This window comes from Burkholderia sp. EMB26 (assembly GCF_024730645.1).
GTDB lineage: Bacteria > Pseudomonadota > Gammaproteobacteria > Burkholderiales > Burkholderiaceae > Burkholderia > Burkholderia cenocepacia.
The window spans coordinates 1,946,269-1,966,799 of sequence record NZ_CP078070.1 but is presented as its reverse complement, the minus strand read 5'-3'; the positions used below and the strand labels follow the sequence as shown (position 1 = coordinate 1,966,799).

General features: G+C 69.9%; 17 protein-coding genes. 8 read left to right on the top strand and 9 right to left on the bottom strand.

Annotated elements, in window-relative coordinates; genetic code table 11:
* Positions 1-17: 17 nt before the first annotated feature.
* Genes KU887_RS09240 through KU887_RS09230 form a run of 3 tightly spaced genes read right to left on the bottom strand, consistent with a single transcriptional unit; the run spans position 18 to position 3,426 of the window.
* A complete protein-coding gene (locus tag KU887_RS09240) occupies positions 18-824 on the bottom strand; it encodes a sulfite exporter TauE/SafE family protein (RefSeq protein WP_059723798.1) in 807 nt (268 codons plus the stop codon).
* Between the two features lie 18 nt (positions 825-842).
* Complete coding sequence (locus tag KU887_RS09235) at positions 843-2,513, bottom strand: bifunctional protein tyrosine phosphatase family protein/NAD(P)/FAD-dependent oxidoreductase (RefSeq protein ID WP_258250023.1); 1,671 nt, start codon at positions 2,511-2,513, stop codon at positions 843-845.
* Positions 2,514-2,541: 28 nt separating this feature from the next.
* A complete protein-coding gene (locus KU887_RS09230; protein WP_006497205.1) occupies positions 2,542-3,426 on the bottom strand; it encodes an MBL fold metallo-hydrolase in 885 nt (294 codons plus the stop codon).
* Positions 3,427-3,679: 253 nt separating this feature from the next.
* On the opposite strand from KU887_RS09230, the gene KU887_RS09225 reads away from it, so the two are divergent.
* The 4 genes from KU887_RS09225 to KU887_RS09210 all read left to right on the top strand — a co-directional run bounded on the left by KU887_RS09225 (position 3,680) and on the right by KU887_RS09210 (position 6,762).
* Complete coding sequence (locus KU887_RS09225; protein ID WP_212253270.1) at positions 3,680-5,062, top strand: sigma-54-dependent Fis family transcriptional regulator; 1,383 nt, start codon at positions 3,680-3,682, stop codon at positions 5,060-5,062.
* A 233-nt stretch (positions 5,063-5,295) separates the two neighbouring features.
* Positions 5,296-5,856 (top strand): DUF2975 domain-containing protein, encoded by a 561-nt coding sequence (locus KU887_RS09220; protein WP_258250022.1) that lies wholly within the window; start codon positions 5,296-5,298, stop codon positions 5,854-5,856.
* An 8-nt stretch (positions 5,857-5,864) separates the two neighbouring features.
* On the top strand, positions 5,865-6,089 hold the full coding sequence (locus KU887_RS09215) for a helix-turn-helix transcriptional regulator (protein ID WP_006488139.1): 225 nt from the start codon (positions 5,865-5,867) through the stop codon (positions 6,087-6,089).
* Positions 6,090-6,159: 70 nt separating this feature from the next.
* Entirely contained in the window at positions 6,160-6,762 is a 603-nt protein-coding gene (locus KU887_RS09210) for a hypothetical protein (protein WP_258250021.1), read from the top strand.
* Between the two features lie 48 nt (positions 6,763-6,810).
* Here KU887_RS09210 and KU887_RS09205 read toward each other — a convergent pair whose 3' ends face one another.
* From KU887_RS09205 to KU887_RS09190, 4 genes are all read right to left on the bottom strand, one after another.
* Positions 6,811-7,839: a MerR family transcriptional regulator gene (locus KU887_RS09205; RefSeq protein ID WP_006497208.1), complete on the bottom strand. Its 1,029-nt coding sequence runs from the start codon at positions 7,837-7,839 to the stop codon at positions 6,811-6,813.
* A gap of 124 nt (positions 7,840-7,963) precedes the next feature.
* A complete protein-coding gene (locus tag KU887_RS09200; RefSeq protein WP_124633695.1) occupies positions 7,964-9,529 on the bottom strand; it encodes an efflux transporter outer membrane subunit in 1,566 nt (521 codons plus the stop codon).
* Positions 9,530-9,531: 2 nt separating this feature from the next.
* Positions 9,532-12,678, bottom strand: coding sequence for an efflux RND transporter permease subunit (locus KU887_RS09195; protein ID WP_006489712.1), 3,147 nt, complete (start codon positions 12,676-12,678; stop codon positions 9,532-9,534).
* A complete protein-coding gene (locus KU887_RS09190; protein WP_006497210.1) occupies positions 12,675-13,784 on the bottom strand; it encodes an efflux RND transporter periplasmic adaptor subunit in 1,110 nt (369 codons plus the stop codon). The genes KU887_RS09195 and KU887_RS09190 overlap by 4 nt, the downstream gene beginning before the upstream one ends.
* Positions 13,785-13,973: 189 nt before the next feature.
* Here KU887_RS09190 and KU887_RS09185 point away from each other — a divergent pair, with 189 nt between their 5' ends.
* Complete coding sequence (locus KU887_RS09185; RefSeq protein WP_006491184.1) at positions 13,974-14,594, top strand: TetR/AcrR family transcriptional regulator; 621 nt, start codon at positions 13,974-13,976, stop codon at positions 14,592-14,594.
* Positions 14,595-14,630: 36 nt separating this feature from the next.
* Here KU887_RS09185 and KU887_RS09180 read toward each other — a convergent pair whose 3' ends face one another.
* Positions 14,631-16,364, bottom strand: a complete 1,734-nt coding sequence (locus KU887_RS09180; RefSeq protein ID WP_006491181.1) for a ClcB-like voltage-gated chloride channel protein — start codon at positions 16,362-16,364, stop codon at positions 14,631-14,633.
* Between the two features lie 103 nt (positions 16,365-16,467).
* On the bottom strand, positions 16,468-17,544 hold the full coding sequence (locus KU887_RS09175; protein WP_058901489.1) for a YeiH family protein: 1,077 nt from the start codon (positions 17,542-17,544) through the stop codon (positions 16,468-16,470).
* A gap of 112 nt (positions 17,545-17,656) precedes the next feature.
* Here KU887_RS09175 and KU887_RS09170 point away from each other — a divergent pair, with 112 nt between their 5' ends.
* From KU887_RS09170 to KU887_RS09160, 3 genes are all read left to right on the top strand, one after another.
* On the top strand, positions 17,657-18,550 hold the full coding sequence (locus tag KU887_RS09170; protein ID WP_006491186.1) for a LysR family transcriptional regulator: 894 nt from the start codon (positions 17,657-17,659) through the stop codon (positions 18,548-18,550).
* A 162-nt stretch (positions 18,551-18,712) separates the two neighbouring features.
* Entirely contained in the window at positions 18,713-19,477 is a 765-nt protein-coding gene (locus KU887_RS09165; protein ID WP_258250020.1) for a sugar phosphate isomerase/epimerase, read from the top strand.
* A 28-nt stretch (positions 19,478-19,505) separates the two neighbouring features.
* Positions 19,506-20,498 (top strand): sugar kinase, encoded by a 993-nt coding sequence (locus tag KU887_RS09160; protein ID WP_006491178.1) that lies wholly within the window; start codon positions 19,506-19,508, stop codon positions 20,496-20,498.
* Positions 20,499-20,531 lie beyond the last annotated feature (33 nt).

Below are 20,531 nucleotides of genomic sequence, written 5' to 3'. Positions count from 1 at the left end.
CGTGACGTCGCCTGGGTTTATCCGCCGAACGCAGCCTTGGCCAGCAGCCCGAGCGCGACGCACACGAGCACGGCCGCGAAGCCGGCCTGCACGTGCCGCGCGGCGAGGTGGCGCGACGCGCCGCGGCCGGCGGCCATGCCGAGCGCGGTCGCGACGGTGAACCACAGCGTCACGTCGAGCGGCGCGCGCGTGCCGGACACGAGCGTCGCGAGCACGCCGCCGGTGCCGACCAGCGCGATCACCATCAGCGACGTCGCGACCACCCCGTGCATCGACACGTTCGTGAACTTGCGCAGCATCGGCACGATCACGAAGCCGCCGCCGACGCCGAGCAACCCCGTCATCAGGCCGGTGACCGCGCCGGTCGATGCCAGCGCGACGCCCACGGGCCACGACCACACGAGCCGGCCGGTGTCGGGATTGATGCGGCCGACGCACAGCGGTGACGCGTCGGCATCCGCCGCGACCCGCCGCAGCGCCTGTCGCAGCAGGCGGCCGGCGACGACCAGCATCGTCAGCGCGAACAGCGTGAGCAGCAGGCGCTGCGGCAGCACGTGCGCGAGCCGCACGCCGAGGGTGGTCAGCGGCACGCCGGCCACGGCCATCAGCAGCGCCGCGCGGTAGCGCACGAGCCCGCGGCGAAAGCCTTCGAGCGCGCCGAGCGCGGCGCTGCCGGCCACCGCGACGAGCGCGACGGGCGTGGCCTGCTGCATCGGCCAGCTCATCCCGACGACGAGCGCGGGCACCGCGAGAATGCCGCCGCCGGCGCCGGTCAGGCCGAGCACGGCGCCCACGAAGCCGCCGAGTACGAGGGAAATCAGCATGACGTCATCGCGCTCCGGTCAACCTGCGATCGCGGGCTTCGCGAGCCATTCGCGGCCCTTGAGCATCGCCTTCCAGTAGAGCGGCGGCAGCACGCGCTCCTTGAGCAGCCACGCGAGCCGCGACGGGCGCTTGCCGTCGATCAGCCAGGCGGGGAAGGTCGGCGCGACCTTGCCGCCGTACAGGAATTCGGCGAGCACGATCTTGCCGCGCTCGACGGTGAGCGGGCACGAGCCGTAGCCGTCGTAGGCGGCGTCGCCGTGCGCGCGGCCGAGCGACGCGAGCAGATTGTGCGCGACGACGGGCGCCTGCTTGCGGGCGGCCGCGGCGGTTTTCGCATTGGTCGTGTTGGTGACGTCGCCGAGCGCATAGATGTCGGCAAACTGCTTGTGCCGCAGCGTCGCCGGATCGACGTCGATCCAGCCGGCCGCGTCGGCGAGCGGGCTCGCGCGCACGAAGTCGGGCGCCTTCTGCGGCGGCACCACGTGGATCATGTCGAACGACCGCTCGACGGTTTCCTTGCCGCCGTCCGGCAGCGCGCGCGAGAACGTCGCGCGGCGCGCGGGCCCGTCGATCGCGACGAGGTTGTGGCCGAACGACAGCGCGATGTCGTAGCTTTTCACGTACTCCATCAGCGCGGGTACGTAGTCGGCGACGCCGAACAGCGCGCCACCCGCATTCAGGAATTCGACGTTCGCGGCGTCGAGGCGCCCCGTGCGCCGCCAGTGATCGCACGACAGGTACATCGCCTTTTGCGGCGCGCCCGCGCACTTGATCGGCATCGGCGGCTGCGTGAACAGCGCATTGCCGCCGCGGAACGCGCGCACGAGTTCCCACGTGTACGGCGCGAGATCGTAGCGGTAGTTCGACGTGACGCCGTTGCGGCCGAGCGTGTCGGCGAGGCCGTCGATCGCGTGCCAGTCGAGCTTGAGCCCCGGGCACACGACGAGCTTGCGATAGCCGATGCGCCGGCAGCCGTCGAGCACGACCGCGTGCGCGTCGGGCTCGAAGCCCGCGACCGCGGCGCGGATGCGCTGCACGCCGCGCGGCAGCACATCGGTCATCGGCCGCGCGGTGGTCCCGGGCTGGAACACGCCCGCGCCGACCATCGTCCAGCCGGGCTGGTAATAGTGGACGTCGGCGGGATCGATCACCGCGATGTCGAGCGACGCGTCGCGCGCGAGCAGACTCGACGCGACCGCGATGCCGGCCGCCCCGGCGCCGACGATCACGATGTCGTGCCGTGCGTCCACGGCGGGCGTGCTCTGGCGGCTGTCCTGCGCGATACGCGATGCAAGCGCGCTCAGGTCGTAGCCGGCCGCGCCGGCGGTGGCGACGAGGTCGTCCAGCGGACGCAGCCCCGCCTGCGACAGCGCCCACAGCGTGGCCGAGCGCGTGCCGCTGCGGCAGTACGCGAGCACGGGCCCGTCGAGCGACGCGACCAGCGCGCCGAACCGCGCGGCCTGGTCGTCGGTCACCTTGCCGGTATCGACCGGCAGGTAATGCACGTCGATGCCGAGCGGCGCGGCGGCCGCGCGGATCTCGGTGACGGTCGGCTGGTCGGCGCCTTCGCCGTCGGGCCGGTTGCAGATGATCGCGCGGATGCCCGCCGCGTGAAGCGCGGGCAGGTCGGCCGCCGCGATCTGCGGCGAGACCGACAGCGCGTCGGTCAGCTTGCGGATGTTGGTCATGTCGGAGTTCTCGGTGGGGTGCGGGCGCTCAGATCGCGTCGAGCGGAATCTTCAGATAGCGCACGCCGTTGTTCTCGGGCTCGGGCAGGTGGCCGGCGCGCATGTTGACTTGCACCGACGGCAGCATCAGCACGGGCATGTCGAGCGTCGCGTCGCGCGCGGTGCGCATCGCGACGAAATCGTCCTCGCTCACGCCGTCCTTCACGTGCACGTTCGCGCGGCGCTGCTCGGCGACGGTCGTCACGAACTGCACGTCGCGCCCGCCCGGCTGGTAGTCGTGGCACAGATACAGGCGCGTGTCGGGCGGCAGCGCGAGCACGCGCGCGATCGAGCGGTACAGCGTGCGCGCGTCGCCGCCGGGGAAGTCGCAGCGCGCGGTGCCGTAGTCGGGCATGAACAGCGTGTCGCCGACGAACGCCGCGCGCTGCGTCGCGTCGTCGACGCAGTAGGTCATGCACGCGGGCGTGTGGCCCGGCGTGTGCAGCGCGCGGATCGTCAGGGCGCCGAGCGCGAGCGTGTCGCCGTCGTCGACGAGCCTGTCGAACTGGCGGCCGTCTTCCGCAAAGCCCGGCCCCGCGTTGAACAGCGTGCCGAACACGTGCTGCACGCGGCGCACGTGCGAACCGATCGCGATCTGGCCGCCGACCCGTGCTTTCAGGTACGGCGCGGCCGACAGGTGGTCAGCGTGCACGTGCGTCTCCAGCAGCCAGTGCACGGTCGCGCCGAGTTCGGCGACGCGCGCGATCAGCCGGTCGGCGCTGGCGGTGCGCGTGCGGCCGGATTTCGGATCGTAGTCGAGCACGCTGTCGATCAGCGCGCACGCGCGGCTCGCCGTATCGAGCAGGAGATAGCTGACGGTGTGGGTGGCCGGGTCGAAAAAGCCTTCGACCGACAGGGCGGGGGCGTTGCTCACGGGGTGTCCTCGATCGGGTTCTGCATCTGCAATCGCGATCTTTACCTCAAGAAGCGTGCCAGCCGGCCGCGCGGCGCCGGCCGATGTGGCAGGGACTTGATTCGGCTCGGTTTTTCGGCGCGGTGGCGGCCCGGTGGACGAAACGGCGGCATCCGGTGGCGGCCCAGGACTGCCACAACTGGCAGTGTCGTGGCAGAATTGGCAGTCAGCCTGGCAGTCCGTCCGGGCATCCCTTCGCCGAGCGAGCTTCCGCATGCCTCCGCACGACACCATTCCGATCGTTCCCGCACCGCGCCGCGACGCGATGCCGGACGTCCGCGCGCTCGTCGCGTATCTCGAGCAGGACCCGCAGCCGATGATCGTGGTCGATCCCGACTACCGCATCCTCGCGGCGAACGATGCGTACCGGCGCCAGTTCGGTGTAGCCGGCGTCGAGCACGTGGGCCGGCATTGCTTCCAGGTGTCGCATCACTACGACGTGCCGTGCGACCAGGCCGGCGAGCATTGCCCGATGAAGCAGGCGCTCGAGTCGCGCGGGCTGAACCGCGTGCTGCACATCCATCACACGCCGCGCGGCCCCGAGCACGTCGACGTCGAGCTGCGGCCGATCTTCGACGCGGACGGCAACGTGATCGCGTACGTGGAGCGGCTGACGACGGTGCGCAGCGCGTCCGCGCAGCCGAGCGCGGAAGGGCTCGTCGGCGGCGCCGACGCGTTCAACGCGGCGCTCGGCGCGCTGCAGCGCGTCGCGCCGTCGACGCTGCCGGTGCTGCTGCTCGGCGAATCGGGCACCGGCAAGGAGTTGTTCGCCCGCGCGCTGCACGAGGCGAGCGATCGCGCGATGGGGCCGTTCGTCGTCGTCGATTGCTCCGGGATCGCCGAGACGCTGTTCGAGAGCGAGCTGTTCGGCTACGAGAAGGGCGCGTTCACGGGCGCGAACCAGCGCAAGCCGGGCCTCGTCGAAACCGCGCAGGGCGGCACGCTGTTTCTCGACGAGATCGGCGACGTGCCGTTGCCGATGCAGGTGAAGCTGCTGCGGCTGATCGAATCGGGCACGTTCCGGCGCGTCGGCGGGGTCGAGGCGCTGCGCGCCGATTTCCGGCTCGTCGCGGCCACGCACAAGCCGCTGCGCGAGATGATCGACGACGGCCGGTTCCGGCAGGACCTCTATTACCGGATCAACGCGTTTCCGATTCCGCTGCCGGCACTGCGCGAACGGCGGGGCGACGTCGCGCTGCTGGCCGAATCGATCCTGCGGCGGATCGCGAACGCGCGCGGCAACGCGGGCGACGCACATGCGCGGCCGTTCGTGCTGACCGAGCGCGCCCGTGCGTGCCTCGACGCATATGCATGGCCCGGCAACATCCGCGAGCTGCGCAACGTGCTGGAACGCGCGTGCCTGTTCGCCGATGACGGGACGATCCGCGTCGAGCATCTGCCGGCCGAGCTCGTCGCGGCAGCGGCGGTGCCGCAGGCGCAGGCGGCGGACGCGCGCGGCGTGTCGGATGCGGAGCTGGTCCGTATTGCGCGCACGTTCGCCGGCACGCGCAAGGCGCTGGCCGAGCAGCTCGGATTGAGCGAACGGACGCTGTACCGGCGGATGAAGGCGCTCGGCCTCGGCACGCGCGAGCGCTGAACGGGCAGGTCGCGCGCGGCGGGCCGCGGCACGCGGCCTTGCCCCACCCCGACTGGACGGTGCGCGACCACGACCGGGCCCACGCTCGGTCCGTTGCGCGCGATACGGGCGGGGCGGTACGAGTCAAGCACGCTTCGCGATAAAAAATCACAACGGAACAACAATTAATTATCGTTTTACGATAATTATCGACGTACAATCGACGCTCGTTCATTCGTCGTCGAGGACACGTCATGCATTCCGATCGCATCGCCCGTATCAGCCAGCGGATGGCCACCGTCACGCTGGGATTCATCTTCTGCATGCTGGTGCTCAACGCCGCGTGCTGGCTGTTTCCGTCGCTGAACGCGGCCTCGGGGCCCGGCTTCGTCTTCGGCCTCACGGATTCGGTGCTCTCCAACCTGCATGTGGATGTCGCCGCGTTCCCGTGGTGGCAGAAGGCGGTCGGCATCGTGCTGTCGAGCGTGCCGCTCGTCGCGCTTGCAAACGGCCTGCGGCATCTGCGCGCGCTGTTCCGCACCTATGCGCGGCGCGACTATTTCTCCGCACAGGCGGCTGGTCACCTCGGCAAGACGGGGCGGGCGATCGGCCTGTGGGTGGTGCTGAGCCTGCTGTGCGAGCCGCTGCTGAGCGTGTGGGCGACGCTGCGCGAACCGGTCGGCCATCGGGTGGTCAGCGTCGGTTTCACCCTGCCGTACGTGGTCGCGTTGTTCACCGCCGCGTGCATTGCGGTCATCGCGCACATTCTCCGGCAGGCGAGCGAGCTCGACGCCGAGCATCGGCAATTCGTCTGAGGCGCGCGATGACGATCGTAGTCAAGCTCGACGTGATGCTCGCGACGCGCAAGGTCCGCTCGAAGGATCTGGCGGCAGCCGTCGGCATCACCGAACAGAATCTGTCGCTGCTCAAGCAGGGGAAGGTCAAGGGCATCCGCTTCGCGACGCTCGAGGCGATCTGCCGTTATCTCGACTGCCAGCCGGGCGACCTGCTCGCATTCAGCGATGACGGCGGCGGCGAGCCCGACTGACGCAGCGCGCACGCGGCGCGTCGATGCGGGCGGGCGCCGTCGGTCGCGCGTGGTTGCGCTGGCCGTCGCGGTGTCCGTATCGATCCACGTGGCCGGATGGTTCGTGCTGCAATGGGCGCCGCGGCCGGCCGGCCCGAACACCGGCGAGAAGCCGCGGATCGCGCTGCGTGTCGAGTGGATTCCCGCGCGACCGGCGCCCGAGGCGATCGCACGCGAGACCGGGCGGGCCGGCCCGAGCCCGGGCAGGCGCGGCACCGGACAATCGGCGAAACGTTCCGCGGCGGTGGCGGATGCGCGTAGGGCGGCGCGTTCGTTTCCGGATGCGCCGGGTACGTCGCGCAGGCCAAGCGAAACCCGCGCCGGCCCAAGCACGGCCGCACGCGATGGCCCTCCGGCCAACGCTGCAAGCGCCGATCTCGACTGGCGTCGCGATCTGGACGCGATCGGTGCACGGCAACGCGCGGCGCGCAGTCCGGCGCAGGCGGCGGTCGGCGCGTTGGGCGCATCGTCGGGCGGCGCGGCGCCGCGTCGTCGCACCGTCGATGCACAGCTGGCCGACGGGATATCGGGCGCGCGTCGTGCCGATTGCCGGCATGCGTACGCGGGTACAGGCCTGCTCGCGTTGCCGATGCTCGCGCTGGACGCGGTTCGCGATACCGGCTGCCAATGGTGAAACGGGCGGCACACGGGAATCCATGTGCCGCCCGCGCGAATCATGCGGTCAGCGCGCCGGCGCCAGCTGCGCCATCGCTTCGCGCACGAAACCGAGCAGCGTGTCGTCGGTCCACGAATCCTTCGTCAGCGCCGGCTCGTTCATCAGCGCGTGGCGGAATTTCGCATGCGTGGCCGGATCGTGGCCCGCGTAGCTGCAGAACAGCTCGAGCCAGCGCTGCGCAAGCGCGCGGCCGTGCGGCGAATCGGGCCGCGTGCCCGCATCGATCGCGTCGCGCACGTCGGCCATCAGCTGCGGCCATTCCATCGCGCGTTCGGCGTAGTGCGCGCGCATGAAGCGGATCTCGTCCGGCGTGAGGTATTTCTCGAAGAGCCGCATCTTCGTTTCCGACGAAGCCCGCAGCACATAGTCGCGCAACGCGGTCGAAATGCCGATCTTCGACTGCATCGACGGTTCGTGCTCGTGCATCAGGTTCAGCTTCGCGAGCAAGCGCGGATCGTTGTTCGTGTCGCGCACCAGCAGCGCCATCCAGCGCGCGGCGAGCGCACGGACGCGCTCGTCCTCGGCGGGCACGCCCGCATCGTGCAGCGCACGCACGTCGGCAACGAGCGCGATCCATTCCGCGTCGCCCGCCTGGCTCTTCTGGTACATCGGCAGGCGCGCGAGTTCTTCCTCGGAAAAATATTTGTCGTACACGGTCATCAACTCCAGTGTGGTGAGCCAATCGGCCAGTTCCGGCTCGGTGCCCGCCGTGAGCTGCGCATGCAGGCTCACGAGCCGTTCGCGCAGCTGCGCGGTTTGCGCGAGCTGGCGGTCGAGCGACGCGATCTGTTTCGCGACGACATCGACGAGCGGGGTGCCGGGCCGGTTCAGGTAGTCGCCGATTTCGGCGAGCGACAGTCCGAAGCGACGCAGGGCCTGGATCTGGTGGAGCCGGGCGATGTCGTCGCGGTCGTACAGCCGGTAGCCGTTGTCGGCGCGCGCCGAAGGCGTCAGCAGGCCGATTGCGTGATAGTGATGAAGCGTGCGGACGGTCAGCCCGCTGCGTTTCGCCAGTTCTCCCACTTTCAGCCGCATTCGTTCCTCCGTTCGGTGCGCACACTGGAGTCTCGAACGTTACGCTACGTGAGGGTCAAGCGGAAGATCGGCGATCGGACGCGCGTGTCGGGAATCCGTACGCGCGTCCGATCGAAGGGGCCGGTTATTGCGCCGAAGGGGCGGCTGCGGGCGTGGCGGCGCGTGCCTGCGTGCCGGCCGTGCCGTCGCCGGCTGCGTGGCCGGTTTCAGCGGACTTGTCGCCGGTGTCGGCCGGCGGCGTGCCCATCGCCTGGTACAGCCGCGCGGTATCCGCGAACCGGGCGCCGGTCGCCCGAATCTCGTCGAGCCGCGCATTGCGGTACTGCAACTCGCTCGCGCGCGCGGCCGACGGTGGCAGCGCGCCGAGCCGCACGCGAGCCGCCGCGTCGTCGTACGCGCCCCGCGCGGACAGCGCGGCGCGCGACGACGCCTCGAGCGCCTCCGCGTCGTGCTCGAGCGCCGCGAGCGAATCGGCGACGTTCTGGAACGCGCCGAGCACCGCCTGCTTGTACTGGTCGACCGCGGCCTCGTAGGTCGCCTTCGCCGCGCGGCGCTGGGCGAGCAGCGCACCGCCGTGAAAGATCGGCTGGCTCAGCGACGCGCCAACGTTCCAGATCGCGCCGGCGCCCGACAGCATCGCCGGCCAGCTGAAGCCGCCTTTGCCCATCGCCGCCGACAGCGACAGTTGCGGAAACATCTGTGCGGTCGCGAGGCCCACTTCCGCGGCGGCGGCCTTCAGCCCCGCGTCGGCGGCCTGGATGTCCGGGCGGCTTCGCAGCAGGTCCGACGGCACGACGACGGGCACCTGCTCGGGCAGGTGCAGATCGGTGAGCGCGAGATCGGCCGGCGGCCGGTCGGGCGTGCGGCCGACCAGCACCGCGAGCGCATGGCGGGCCGAGTCGCGCTGCTGGCGCAGCGCGGGCAGGCTCGCCGCGAACGTGTCGGCGCTTTGCCGGGCGTTCAGCGCGTCGCCGCGCGAGGCCGAACCGAGCGCGTGGCGGCGCTCGGCGTCGTGCGCCTGGTCGTTCGCGAGCGCGACGAGCCGCTCGGTCGTGTCGATCTGCGCATTGAGCACCGACACGGTGATCGACGCGGTGACGATGTTCGCGGCCAGCGCGCGCCGCGCGGATTCGAGCTGGAACGCGCTGACGTCGACGCGTTTCGCGAGCGCGCGGTTCGCGAAGCGCGACACGCCGAACAGGTCGACCGTATAGCTCGCCTGCAATTGCCCGACGAACGTGTCGTACAGCAGCGTCGGCGCGCCGAGCGCGGGAATCGGCACGCCGAGCGCGCGCTGGCGCGTGGCCTGGCCGCCCGCGTCAATCGACGGCAGCATCGAGCTGCCGATCTGCCCGCGCAACTGTTCGCGCGCGGCATCCAGCGAATGCGACGCCGCGCTCAGCGTCGGGCTGTTGCGCAGCCCTTCGTCGACGAGCGCGTTCAGCGCGTCGGAACGGTACTGTTTCCACCAGTCCGGCACCGGCTGCGCGCCGACCTCGAACTGCTGCGCGACGCCGTGCGCGGACACGGTCTGCTGGACTTGCGGCGCGGCGCCGTAGTGCGCGGGCGCCGGCATCGCGGGCGGCTCGCCGCTCGGCGCGAACCATGCGCAGCCCGCGAGCGGGGCGGCGATGCTCGCCAGCGCGAGCGCGCGCGCGGCTTTCGTTTTCAGGGTCATCGATCGATCCATGGTCAGGCTCCCGACGGCGCGGCAGGCGTGCCGCCTGGCGGCGGGCCGTCCTGCGGGTCGCGTTCGTCGCGCTTCACGCGGAACCACGTCGCGTACAGCGCAGGCAGGTAGAACAGTGTCAGCACGGTCGCGCTCGTGATGCCGCCCATCAGCGCGGTCGCCATCGGCCCGAAGAAGTTCGAGCGCAGCAGCGGGATCAGCGCGAGCACCGCGGCCGCGGCCGTGAGCGTGATCGGCCGGAAGCGCCGCACGGTCGCGCCGATGATCGCGTCGACGCGACCGTGGCCGACCGCGATGTCCTGCTCGATCTGGTCGACCAGGATCACCGAGTTGCGCATGATGATCCCGAACATCGCGATCACGCCGAGCATCGCGACGAAGCCGAACGGCTGGCCGAACAGCAGCAGCGTCGCGACCACGCCGATCAGCCCGAGCGGCGCGGTCAGCACGACCATCAGCACGCGCGAGAAGCTCTGCAGCTGGATCATCAGCAGCGTGAACACGGCGATCGCCATCAGCGGCATCTGCGCGTTGATCGACTTCTGCGCCTTCGCGCTTTCCTCGACCGAGCCGCCGATGTTGATCTGATAGCCGACCGGCAGCTGCGCGCGCAGCGCATTCAGCTTCGCGTCGACCGCATGCGTGACGTCGATGCCCTGCGCGCCGGCGCGCACGTCCGACTGCACGGTGATGGTCGGCTGGCGGTCGCGCTCCCACACGACGCCGTATTCGAGCGTCGGCGTGAAGCGGCCGAGGGAGCCGAGCGGCACGGGGCCGTTCGGCGTCGGCAGCGCGAGGCCCGCGAGTTTCGCCGGATCGACGCGGTCGGCCCGCGGCGCGCGCAGGTCGACGGCGATCAGCTTGTCGCGCTCGCGATACTGCGTGACCGTCGTGCCGGACAGCGTCATTGCGAGGAAGCTCGACACGTCCTGCGACGTGACGTTCAGCTCGCGCGCCTTCTTCTGGTCGAGCGCGAAGCGCACCGAGCGTTCGGCCGGTTCGTCCCAGTCGAACTGCACGTTGACCGTGCGCGCATCGCCGCGCATCGTCGCCGCGACCTTCTCGGCGATCGAGCGGACCGTCGCGATGCTGTCGCCGCTCACGCGGAACTGCACCGGATAGCCGACCGGCGGGCCGTTCTCGAGCCGCGACAGGCGCCAGCGCACGGCCGGGAACGTGTCGCGCAGCGTGGTTTCGAGCCAGGTCGCGAGCTTCTCGCGATCCTCGACCGATTTCGCGGTGATCACGAACTGCGCGAAGTTCGGCAGTTGCAACTGCTGGTCGAGCGGCAGGTAGAAGCGCGGCGCGCCGCTGCCGACGAAGTTCACCGCATGGTCGATCTCGGGACGCTTGTCGATCACTTTTTCCAGGCGCTCCGTCTCGCGCAGCGTCGCCGCGAACGACGCACCTTCGGGCAGCCGCAGGTCGACCAGCAGCTCGGGCCGGTCGGAGCTTGGGAAGAACTGCTGCGGCACCAGCGAGAAGCCCATCAGCGCGGCGACGAACAGCGCGCCCGTGATCAGCAGCACGACGAAGCGCCGCTCGATGCACCAGTCGATCCAGCCGCGCAGCCGCCGGTAGAAGCGGGTGTCGTAGATGTCGTGCTCGTGATCGTCGGGCAGATGCGCCTCGTGCGCGTGGCGCTTGCGCTCGGGCAGCATGTGATAGCCCAGCAGCGGGATCAGCACGACGGCCGCGAACCACGATGCGATCAGCGCGATCGCCGACACCTCGAAGATCGAGCGCGTGTATTCGCCGGTGCTCGATTTCGCGAGCGCGATCGGCAGGAAGCCCGACACCGTGACGAGCGTGCCCGTCAGCATCGGGAACGCGGTGCTGGTGTACGCGAACGCGGCGGCGCGCGCGCGGCTGTAGCCCTGTTCGAGCTTCACGGCCATCATCTCGACCGCGATGATCGCGTCGTCGACGAGCAACCCGAGCGCCAGCACGAGCGTGCCGAGCGACACCTTGTGCAACCCGATGTCGAACAGGTACATGAACAGCGCGGTGACCGCGAGCACGACCGGGATCGAGATCACGACGACCATCCCGGTACGCAGCCCGAGCGACACGAGGCTCACCACCAGCACGATCGCGACCGCTTCGGCGACGGCTTCGAGGAAGTCGTCGACCGAATGCGCGACCGCGTGCGGCATGCTCGACACCAGCGTCAGCTTCAGGCCGGCCGGCAGTTGCGCCTGCAAGTCCTTCGATTCGGCGTCGAGCGCCTTGCCGAGCCGGATCACGTCGCCGCCCGGCTGCATCGTCACGCCGATGCCGAGCACGGCATGGCCGTTGGTTCGCATCTGAGTAACCTGCGGATCGTCGTAGCCGCGTTTCACGGTCGCGAGATCGCCGAGCCGGAACGTGCGGCCGTTGATGCGGATCAGCGTGTCGGCGATCGCGGCGACGTTGTCGAACTGGCCGCTCGGCCGCACGAACACGCGATCGTCGGCGGTCGTCAGCACGCCGGTCGACGAGATGTCGTTCTGCGCGTTGATCGCCTGCCCGAGCTGCTGCGGCGAGATGCCGAGGCGCGTGAGCTGCGCGTTGTTGACCTCGATGAAGATCCGCTGGTCGGGGTCGCCGAAATAGTCGACCTTGCCGACGCCCGGCACGCGCAGCAGCACGGTGCGCAACTGGTCCGCGTAGTCGTGCAGTTGCGCGGGCGTGAAGCCGTCGCCCTCGAGCGTCCAGATGTTGGTGTAGACGTCGCCGAATTCGTCGTTGAAGAACGGGCCCTGCACGCCGGGCGGCAGCGTGTAGCCGATGTCGCCCACCTTCTTGCGGATCTGGTACCAGGTGTCGGGCACGTCCTTCACGGGCGCCGAATCCTTCATCGTGAAGAAAATCAGCGATTCGCCGGGGCGCGAATAGCTGCGCAGGAAGTCGATGGCCGGCGTTTCCTGCAGCTTGCGGCCGATCCGGTCGGTCACCTGTTCCTGCACCTGCCGCGCGCTCGCGCCGGGCCAGAAGGTCCGGATCACCATCACGCGGAACGTGAACGGCGGGTCTTCGGATTGCGCGAGCCGCGTATAGGCGAGGATGCCCGCGAGCGTCGCGAGCGCGATCAGGTAGACGACCAGCGCCTGGTGGCGCAGCGCCCATGCGGACAGGTTGAAGCGGCCTTCTTCGTGGGAGACGCTCACGATGCGAAGTCCTCCGGATGCAGCGGCGCGATCGCGCGCACCTTCTCGCCCGCGCTGACCGTATGCACGCCCTGCAGCACGACGCGCTCGCCCGGCTGCAACCCGTGCGACACGGTAACGGTGCGCTCGTTGAAGCGCGCGACGTCGACGCGGCGCAACTCGAGCGTGTCGTCCTTCGTGCGTACGACCCACACGGCCGGTTGCGCGCCGTCGTGGAACAGCGCGGTCGCGGGCAGCGTGATCGGCTGCGCGTCGCCGGCGACCGGTGCGCCGTCGAACGCGACGTCCGCGGTCATCCCGAGCCGGATCGCCGGATCGGGCGTGCCGAGCGTGAGCTTCACGCGGTAGGTGCGGCTTTGCGGATCGGCGGCCGGCGCGATTTCGCGCACCTTCGCGGCGAACTGGCGGCCCGGCAGCGACGGCAGCGTGACGCTGGCCGTGTGGCCGGGTGCGAGCGACGCGAGCGCGGCTTCGGGCACGTCGCTGACCACATCGACGTCGCCCGACCACGCGAGCTGGTAGACCGGCTGGCCCGCCGACACGTTCTGGCCGGTATCGGCCTGTTCGGCGGTGATGGTGCCCGCATGGTCGGCGACGAGCGTCGCGTAGCGGAGCTGGTTCTTCGCGAGCGCGAGCTGCTGCTGCGCCTGGTCGCGCTGCGCGAGCGCCGACGTGTAGCTGTTCTGCGTCTGTTCGAGCTGCGCGGTCGCGATCAGGTTTTCGCGGGCTTGCGCGCGATCGCGGTCGAGCTGCTGCTTCGCGAACGCGAGGCTGTGCGTCGCGGCATCGAGTTGCGCCTGCGCACTCGCGGCGTTCTTCTCGACGTCGGACGGATCGAGCAGCGCGACGACCTGGCCGACTTTCACCGTATCGCCGAGCCGCACCCGGCGCTCGATGATCTTGCCGGCGATGCGGAACGACAGCGGAGTCGCGTAGCGCGGCTGGATGTCGCCGGGCAACGTGCGCGCGGCCGCGGCGGTGTCGGCCCGCGCGGGCAGCGCGACGACGGGGCGCGGGGCGGGCGGCGCGGATTCTTTTGGATGACAGGCGGCAAGGACGAGCGCGGCGCCGATCAGCAGCGCGGCGCGGGAACCGGAGCGATTCACGAAACCCCCAGGTGAGGTGGAGCGGAACGAGGCCGGCAAGCGCGGCGGGCGCTTGCCCCAGAACGGCGCCGGCATCGGCGCACGCGGACAGACGGACAACATTTTGAGAAACTGTGGCGGATTCTAATACATACCTGTATCTGAATGCAAAAATGAATCCGAAAGGGAAAGGATGCTAGACTGCGCGCCATGAAACCACAGCGCTTAACTCGTGAGCAGAGCAGGGACCAGACGCGCGAACGTCTGCTGAAAGCCGCGCATCGCATCTTTATGAAGAAAGGCTATGTGGCCGCGAGCGTCGAGGACATTGCCGCGGCGGCCGGCTATACGCGTGGCGCGTTCTACTCGAACTTCCGCAGCAAGTCCGATTTGTTGCTGGAGCTGCTGGAGCGCGATCACGCGGCGGTGCGGGCCGACTTCGAGGTGATTTTCGAAGGCGGCGGCACGCGCGAGCAGATGGAATCGATGGCGCTCGCGTATTACCGGACGCTGTTTCGCGACGACGAGTACTCGCTGCTGTGGGGCGAGGCGAAGCTGCAGGCGGCGCGCGACGCGAAGTTCCGCGTGCGCTTCAACCAGTTCCTGCACGGCAAGCGCGTGCAGATGGCCGAATTCATCCAGCGCTTCGCCGAGCGCGCGGGTACGCCGCTGCTGTTGCCGGCCGACACGCTCGCGTTCGGGTTGATGTGCCTGTGCGACGGCGTGCAGTCGTATTACACGGCCGATCCGCAGCACGTGTCGGCCGACGTGGCCGAATCGGTGCTCGCGGGGTTCTTCGCACGGGTCGTGCTGGGGCGTGCGCCGGACTGACCGGCGCGGGCGGGGCGGGCGGTTTGGCGGCGCGCGTCAGCGTTCGCCGGTCATCCGCCGGTACGCGTCGAGCAGCGACGTCTTGTAGACGACGCCCGCGAGCGTCGGCTCGGCTTCGCTTTCGATCACCGGCAGGCGTTCGCCCTGGAACGCCATGAAGCGTTCGAGCGCGGTCGCGAGCGGCATGTCCGGCGTGAGCAGCGGAAACGGCGTGTGCGCGTAGTGCGCGGCCGTCTTGTCGGTCGTGTCGCGCTTGTCGAGCAGGTCCGACGTGATGTCCTTCAGCGCGACCGCGCCGCGGAAGCGCCCGGCGTCGTCGGTCACGTACAGGTACTTCACCGGATACTCGAGAAACACGCGAGTCATGTCGGCGACGCTCGCGGTGAGCGGCACGACCGTCTGCGCGGGCTGGATCAGCTCGCGCATCTGCGTGGTGCGCAGCCGTTGCCGCTCCTGCGCGTCCTGGTAGTGGTGCTGCGTGATTTCGTACATCGACGTCGTGCCGGTCGCGCGCGCGACGAAATACGCGAACACGCACGACACCAGCAGCGGCAGCACGACCTGATAGCTCAGCGTCATCTCGAAGATCATCAGGATCGCCATCAGCGGCGCCTGCGTGGCGCCCGCCATGAACGCGCCCATCCCGACGATCGCGTACGCGAAATACGCGGACGTATGGCCGGGCCACAGCGCGTCCATCGCGAGCCCGAATAGCGAGCCGAACACGGCGCCGACGAACAGCGTCGGCGTGAACACGCCGCCGATCGCGCCGGAGCCGGCGGTCGCGGCGGTCGCGATCACCTTGAACACGAGGACCGCGACGAGCGCTTGCCAGGTCCACGGCGCATGGAGGATGTGGTTCACGACGCTGTAGCCGTTGCCCCACACGTCCGGAATCCACACCGAGATCACCCCGACGACGAGGCCGCCGAGCGCGAGCCGCACGGGCAACGGCACCGGCAGCCGCTTGAACTGCGTCTTCGACGCGTCGAGCAGGTGCAGGAACTGCGGCGCGAGCACCCCGCACAGCGCGCCGAGCACGACGAACAGCAGCACCTCGGGGCCGGTCACGGCCGGAAACACCGGCATCTCGTACGGCGGCCGGTAGCCGGCGAATTCGCGCATCACGATGTTCGCGACGACCGACGCGACCACCATCGGCCCGAAGCTTTCCATCGCGATCGTGCCGAGCACGATCTCCGACACGAAAAAGGCGCCGGCGATCGGCGCGTTGTACGCGGACGTGATACCGGCCGCCGCGCCGCACGCGACCAGCAGGCGCAGGCGCGGCGGGTCGAAGTGCGCGAAGCGGCCGACGAGCGACGCGGCGAGCGCCGCGAGCTGCACCATCGGGCCTTCGCGGCCGATCGAGCCGCCGCTGCCGATCGTCAGCAGCGACGACACGCTGCGCCACAGGCTCTGCCGCACCGGCACGACGCCGTTGCCGAGCGCGACCGATTCCATGTAGTCGGTCTTGGCGGCCTGCTTGTCGCCGCGCGTCGCAAGCAGCAGCACGCAGCCGGCGAGGAAACCGCCGGCGGCCGGCATCCAGAACCGCACGTACCACGGCAGGCTCTTCGCCATCTGCACGAAGCTGCCGCTGTGCCCCGAGATCAGGCGCTGCATCAGGTCGATGCCTTCGCGGAACGCCATCGTGGCAAAGGCGCCGCCGACGCCGACGATGGCCGACCAGATCAGCATCGTATGGGCGTCCGACAGGCGGAACAGCGTTTGGGCGCGAGTGCGCAGCTTCAGCAGGAACGAGAGCACGGCTGAAAGGGGGCGATGGAAAACGACGCGAAGCATAGCACTGCGCCGCGCCCGCGGGACCTCCCCGGCGGGCGCGGCGCGCGAACCGTCACGGACATGCGGCTCAGCCAAGCCAGTGCTGCACGGCCCAGGTGATCCCGTAGCCGCCGGCGATCAGCCACACGTACAGGATCAGGCCAGTCATCAGCGCCCGCGGGCCGGCCGCGCGGATCTGCGCGACGCGGGTCTCGATGCCGAGCGCGGTCATGGCCATCGTGAGCGCGAAGGTGTCGAGCACGTTCAGCGTATGCGTGACGTCCGTGGGCAGCACGTTCAGCGAATTGACGATCACGAAGCCGAGGAAGCCGAGCGCGAACCACGGCACCGCCACCTTGCGCTTGCCTTGCGCGCCGCCGGCCGCGTCGTGACCCGCGGGGGCCGAGCGGGCGAGCCACCAGCCGAGCGCGAGCAGCACCGGGACCAGCAGCATCACGCGCGTCATCTTCACGATCGTCGCGACGTGCGCGACCTCCGGGCTGATGTCGCTCGCCGCGCCGACCACCTGCGCGACTTCGTGGATCGTGCCGCCGAAGAACAGGCCGAGGCCGGCCGGATCGAGGTTCAGCAGCCCGGCGTGATAGGCGAGCGGATACAGGAACATCGACAGCGTGCCGAACAGCACGACGCTGCCCACGGCCATCGCGCTCTGGTGCGGCTTCGACTGCAGCGTCGACTCGAACGCGAGCACGGCGGCCGCGCCGCAGATCGCGCTGCCGGCGGCGGTCAGCAGCGCGGCGTCGCGGTCGAGCTTCATCAGCTTCATGCCGGCCCAGGTGCCGATCACGAGCGTGCTGACGACGACCAGCACCGAGACCGTGAGGCCCGGCAGCCCGACCTGCGCGATTTCCCGCAGGCTCACGCGCAACCCGAAGAACGCGACCGCGATGCGCAGCAGCTTGCGTGCGGAGAAATTGACGCCGGCTGCCCAACTGGCCGGCATGCCGTCGCGCAGGCCGTTGCCGTACAGCGCACCGGCGACGATGCCGACGATGAGCGGCGACAGGCCGAGCCCCGCGATCGCGGGAAGCTGGGACAGGCTCGTGACGGCGGCGGCGAACAGCGCGACGAACAGCACGCCGTTCAACTGGCCGCGCATCGACGGCGCGGCATGGCTGAGATGGGGAGTCGGAGCAGTGGACATGGAAGCACCGTGATGGAGCGTGTTGCGATGCTGTAATCCTAATTTTGTTATATCGATATGAAAAATTGTGATTTGTGACGTAAACTATCCGGAAAGCCGATAATTTATCCCCATGACCCCGGATCAACTGATAACGTTCGCCGCCGTCGCCGAGCATCTGAACATCAGCCACGCCGCCGTGGCGCTGCACCTGTCGCAGCCGGCCGTGTCGGGCCAGTTGCGGCTGCTGCAGGACGAATTCGGCGAGCCGCTGTACCAGCGCGACGGCCGCGGCATCCGCCTGACGCCGGTCGGCGAGCAACTCGCGCAGTACGCGAAGGCGCAGCGCGACACGTTCGCGCAGGCGCGTGCGTTTCGCGATGCGGTGCGCGGACTGGAAGCCGGCACGCTGCGGATCGGCGCGAGCACGACGCCCGCGAGCTATCTGCTGCCGTACCTGATCGCGGCGTTCCAGCCGCGCGCGCCGCGCGTGTCGATCCAGACGATGAGCGGCAATACGGCCGACGTGGTCGCGGCGCTGCCGTCGCTCGACATCGCGCTGATCGAAGGGCCGCCCGGCGAGGCGCTGCCGCCGGGCACCGCCGTGCACGCGTGGCACGAGGACGAGATCGTCGCGATCGTGCCGGCCGGCCATCCGCTCGCGGCGTCCGGCTACGACGCGGGCGTGACGCTCGACGCGCTGGCCGCGCATCCGCTCGTGCTGCGCGAGGCGGGCTCCGCGGTGCGGCAACTCGTCGAGCGCGCGTTCGCGCATGGCGGCGCGCCGATGCGCGTCGCGTTCGAGATCGCCGGGGTCGAGGCCGTGAAGGAGGCGGTGCGCGCGGGGATGGGCGTCGGCTTCGTGTCCGCGATGTCGCTGCGTCACCAGGATGCGGCGCTCGTGCTGCGCTCGCTCGCGCCCGCGCCGCTCACGCGGCATTTCTCCATTCTCGTGCCGCATGGCGGCGCCCCGTCGCGGGTCGCCGCGCAATTCCTCGAAATGAGTCTCGCGCAGGATCTCGCGTAGACGGCCGACGCCGCGCCGGGAACGGGCGTTGCGCGCCGTGCGGCGCGGATTCGCGCGGTGCGCAGTCTTAGGGATTTCCTCTATGGCGTGGGCCTGACGTGAAGCGCACCATCCGTCTCAAGCAAATGGAACCGGTTCCATTCCGGTTTTAAAAAGGGCAAAATGGCAGACATCGTGATCGTGGCGAGCGCATTCGGGATGGACCGGGTGCGCCGGGAGAGCCACAGTGCATTCATCGCGACCGTGGCGGCATCCGGTGCGACCGGTTTCGAGGTGCGGCGTGAACTGTTCGCGTCGGACGACGACACGGCGCCCGGCGCGCTGGCCGCGCTCGGCGCGCTGATCAGCGGCCACGGGCTGTGGTCGGTCTATTCGACACCGGACTCGCTGTATACGGACACCGGTGCGCTCGACGCAGACGCATTGCGCGACGCGCTCGCGCAAGCCGACGCGCTCGGCGCGCGCTTCGTCAAATTCCAGCTCGGCGGCTTCGCCGGCGACGCGCACGCGGCCGAAATCGTCGCGCTGTCGCGCGGCGCGCGGGCCCGCGTGGTGGTCGAGAACGGCCAGCTCGAGGTCGGCGGCGCGTTCGCGCAGTTCCGCGGGCTGTTCGACGCGCTGGCCGACGCCGGCATGCCCGACGCGCTCGGCATGACGTTCGACATCGGCAACTGGCAGTGGCGCGGCGAAGCGCCGCTCGACTGCGCGCAGGTGCTCGCGCCGCATGTGGAATACATTCATTGCAAGGCCATCGAAGGCGAGGGCGCGCGTCGTTTCGCCGCCGCGCCGGCGCCGAACGATCCGCTCGTGACCGGCGTGCTCGCGGCGCTGCCGCAGCATGCGCCGCGCGGCATCGAGTTTCCGTTCGACGCGGCCGACCTGGCCGGCGATGCCTGCCGGCGCGTCGCGTGGCTCGCGACCGCGTGACGGCAGCAGGATCCTGAGGAGTTCAGTCATGAAAGCAGCACTCGATGTCGTGACCTACGGCGAAGCGATGGCGATGTTCGTCGCGACGGAGCCGGGCCACCTCGCGCACGCCGGGCAATTCGCGAAGCGGATCGCCGGCGCCGACCTGAATGTCGCGATCGGCCTGTCGCGGCTCGGCTTCCGGGTCGGCTGGATGAGCCGGGTCGGCCGCGATTCGTTCGGCCGCTACGTGCTCGACACGCTGGCGCGCGAGGGCATCGACGCGTCGTGCGTGACCGTCGACCCGCGTTACCCGACCGGTTTCCAGCTGAAGTCGCGCAACGATGACGGCAGCGACCCGACCGTCGAATACTTCCGCAAGGGCTCGGCGGCGAGCCACCTGTCGTGCGACGACTACGTGGCCGACTACGTGCTCGGCGCGCGCCACCTGCATCTGACGGGCGTCGCGCCGGCGATCTCCGCGACCTCGTGCGAACTCGCGTTCCAGCTCGCGCGCGAGATGCGGGCGGCCGGCAAGACGATTTCGTTCGACCCGAACCTGCGCCCGACGCTGTGGCCGTCCGCCGACGTGATGGCGAAGACGCTGAACGCGCTCGCGACGCTCGCCGACTGGGTGCTGCCGGGCCTCGCCGAAGGGCGGCAACTCACCGGCCACGACACGCCGGCCGACATCGCGGGCTTCTATCTCGCGCAGGGCGCGCGCGGCGTCGTGATCAAGCTCGGCGAGCAGGGCGCGTATTTCCGCACGGCCGACGGCCGCGAGGGCACGGTCGCCGGCGAGCGCGTCGAGCGGGTCGTCGATACGGTCGGCGCCGGCGACGGCTTCGCGGTCGGCGTGGTCAGCGCGCTGCTCGAAGGGCGCGGCATCGAGCAGGCGGTCGCGCGGGGCAACCGGATCGGCGCGCTCGCGATCCAGGTGATCGGCGATTCGGAAGGATTGCCGACGCGCGACGCGCTCGACCGGCTCGAAAACGTCAGCAATCGCGCCGATCGCTTAGAGGAAACCGTCACCGCGCAATGAGAGGCCGGACACGGCACAATCCGCGGATCCATT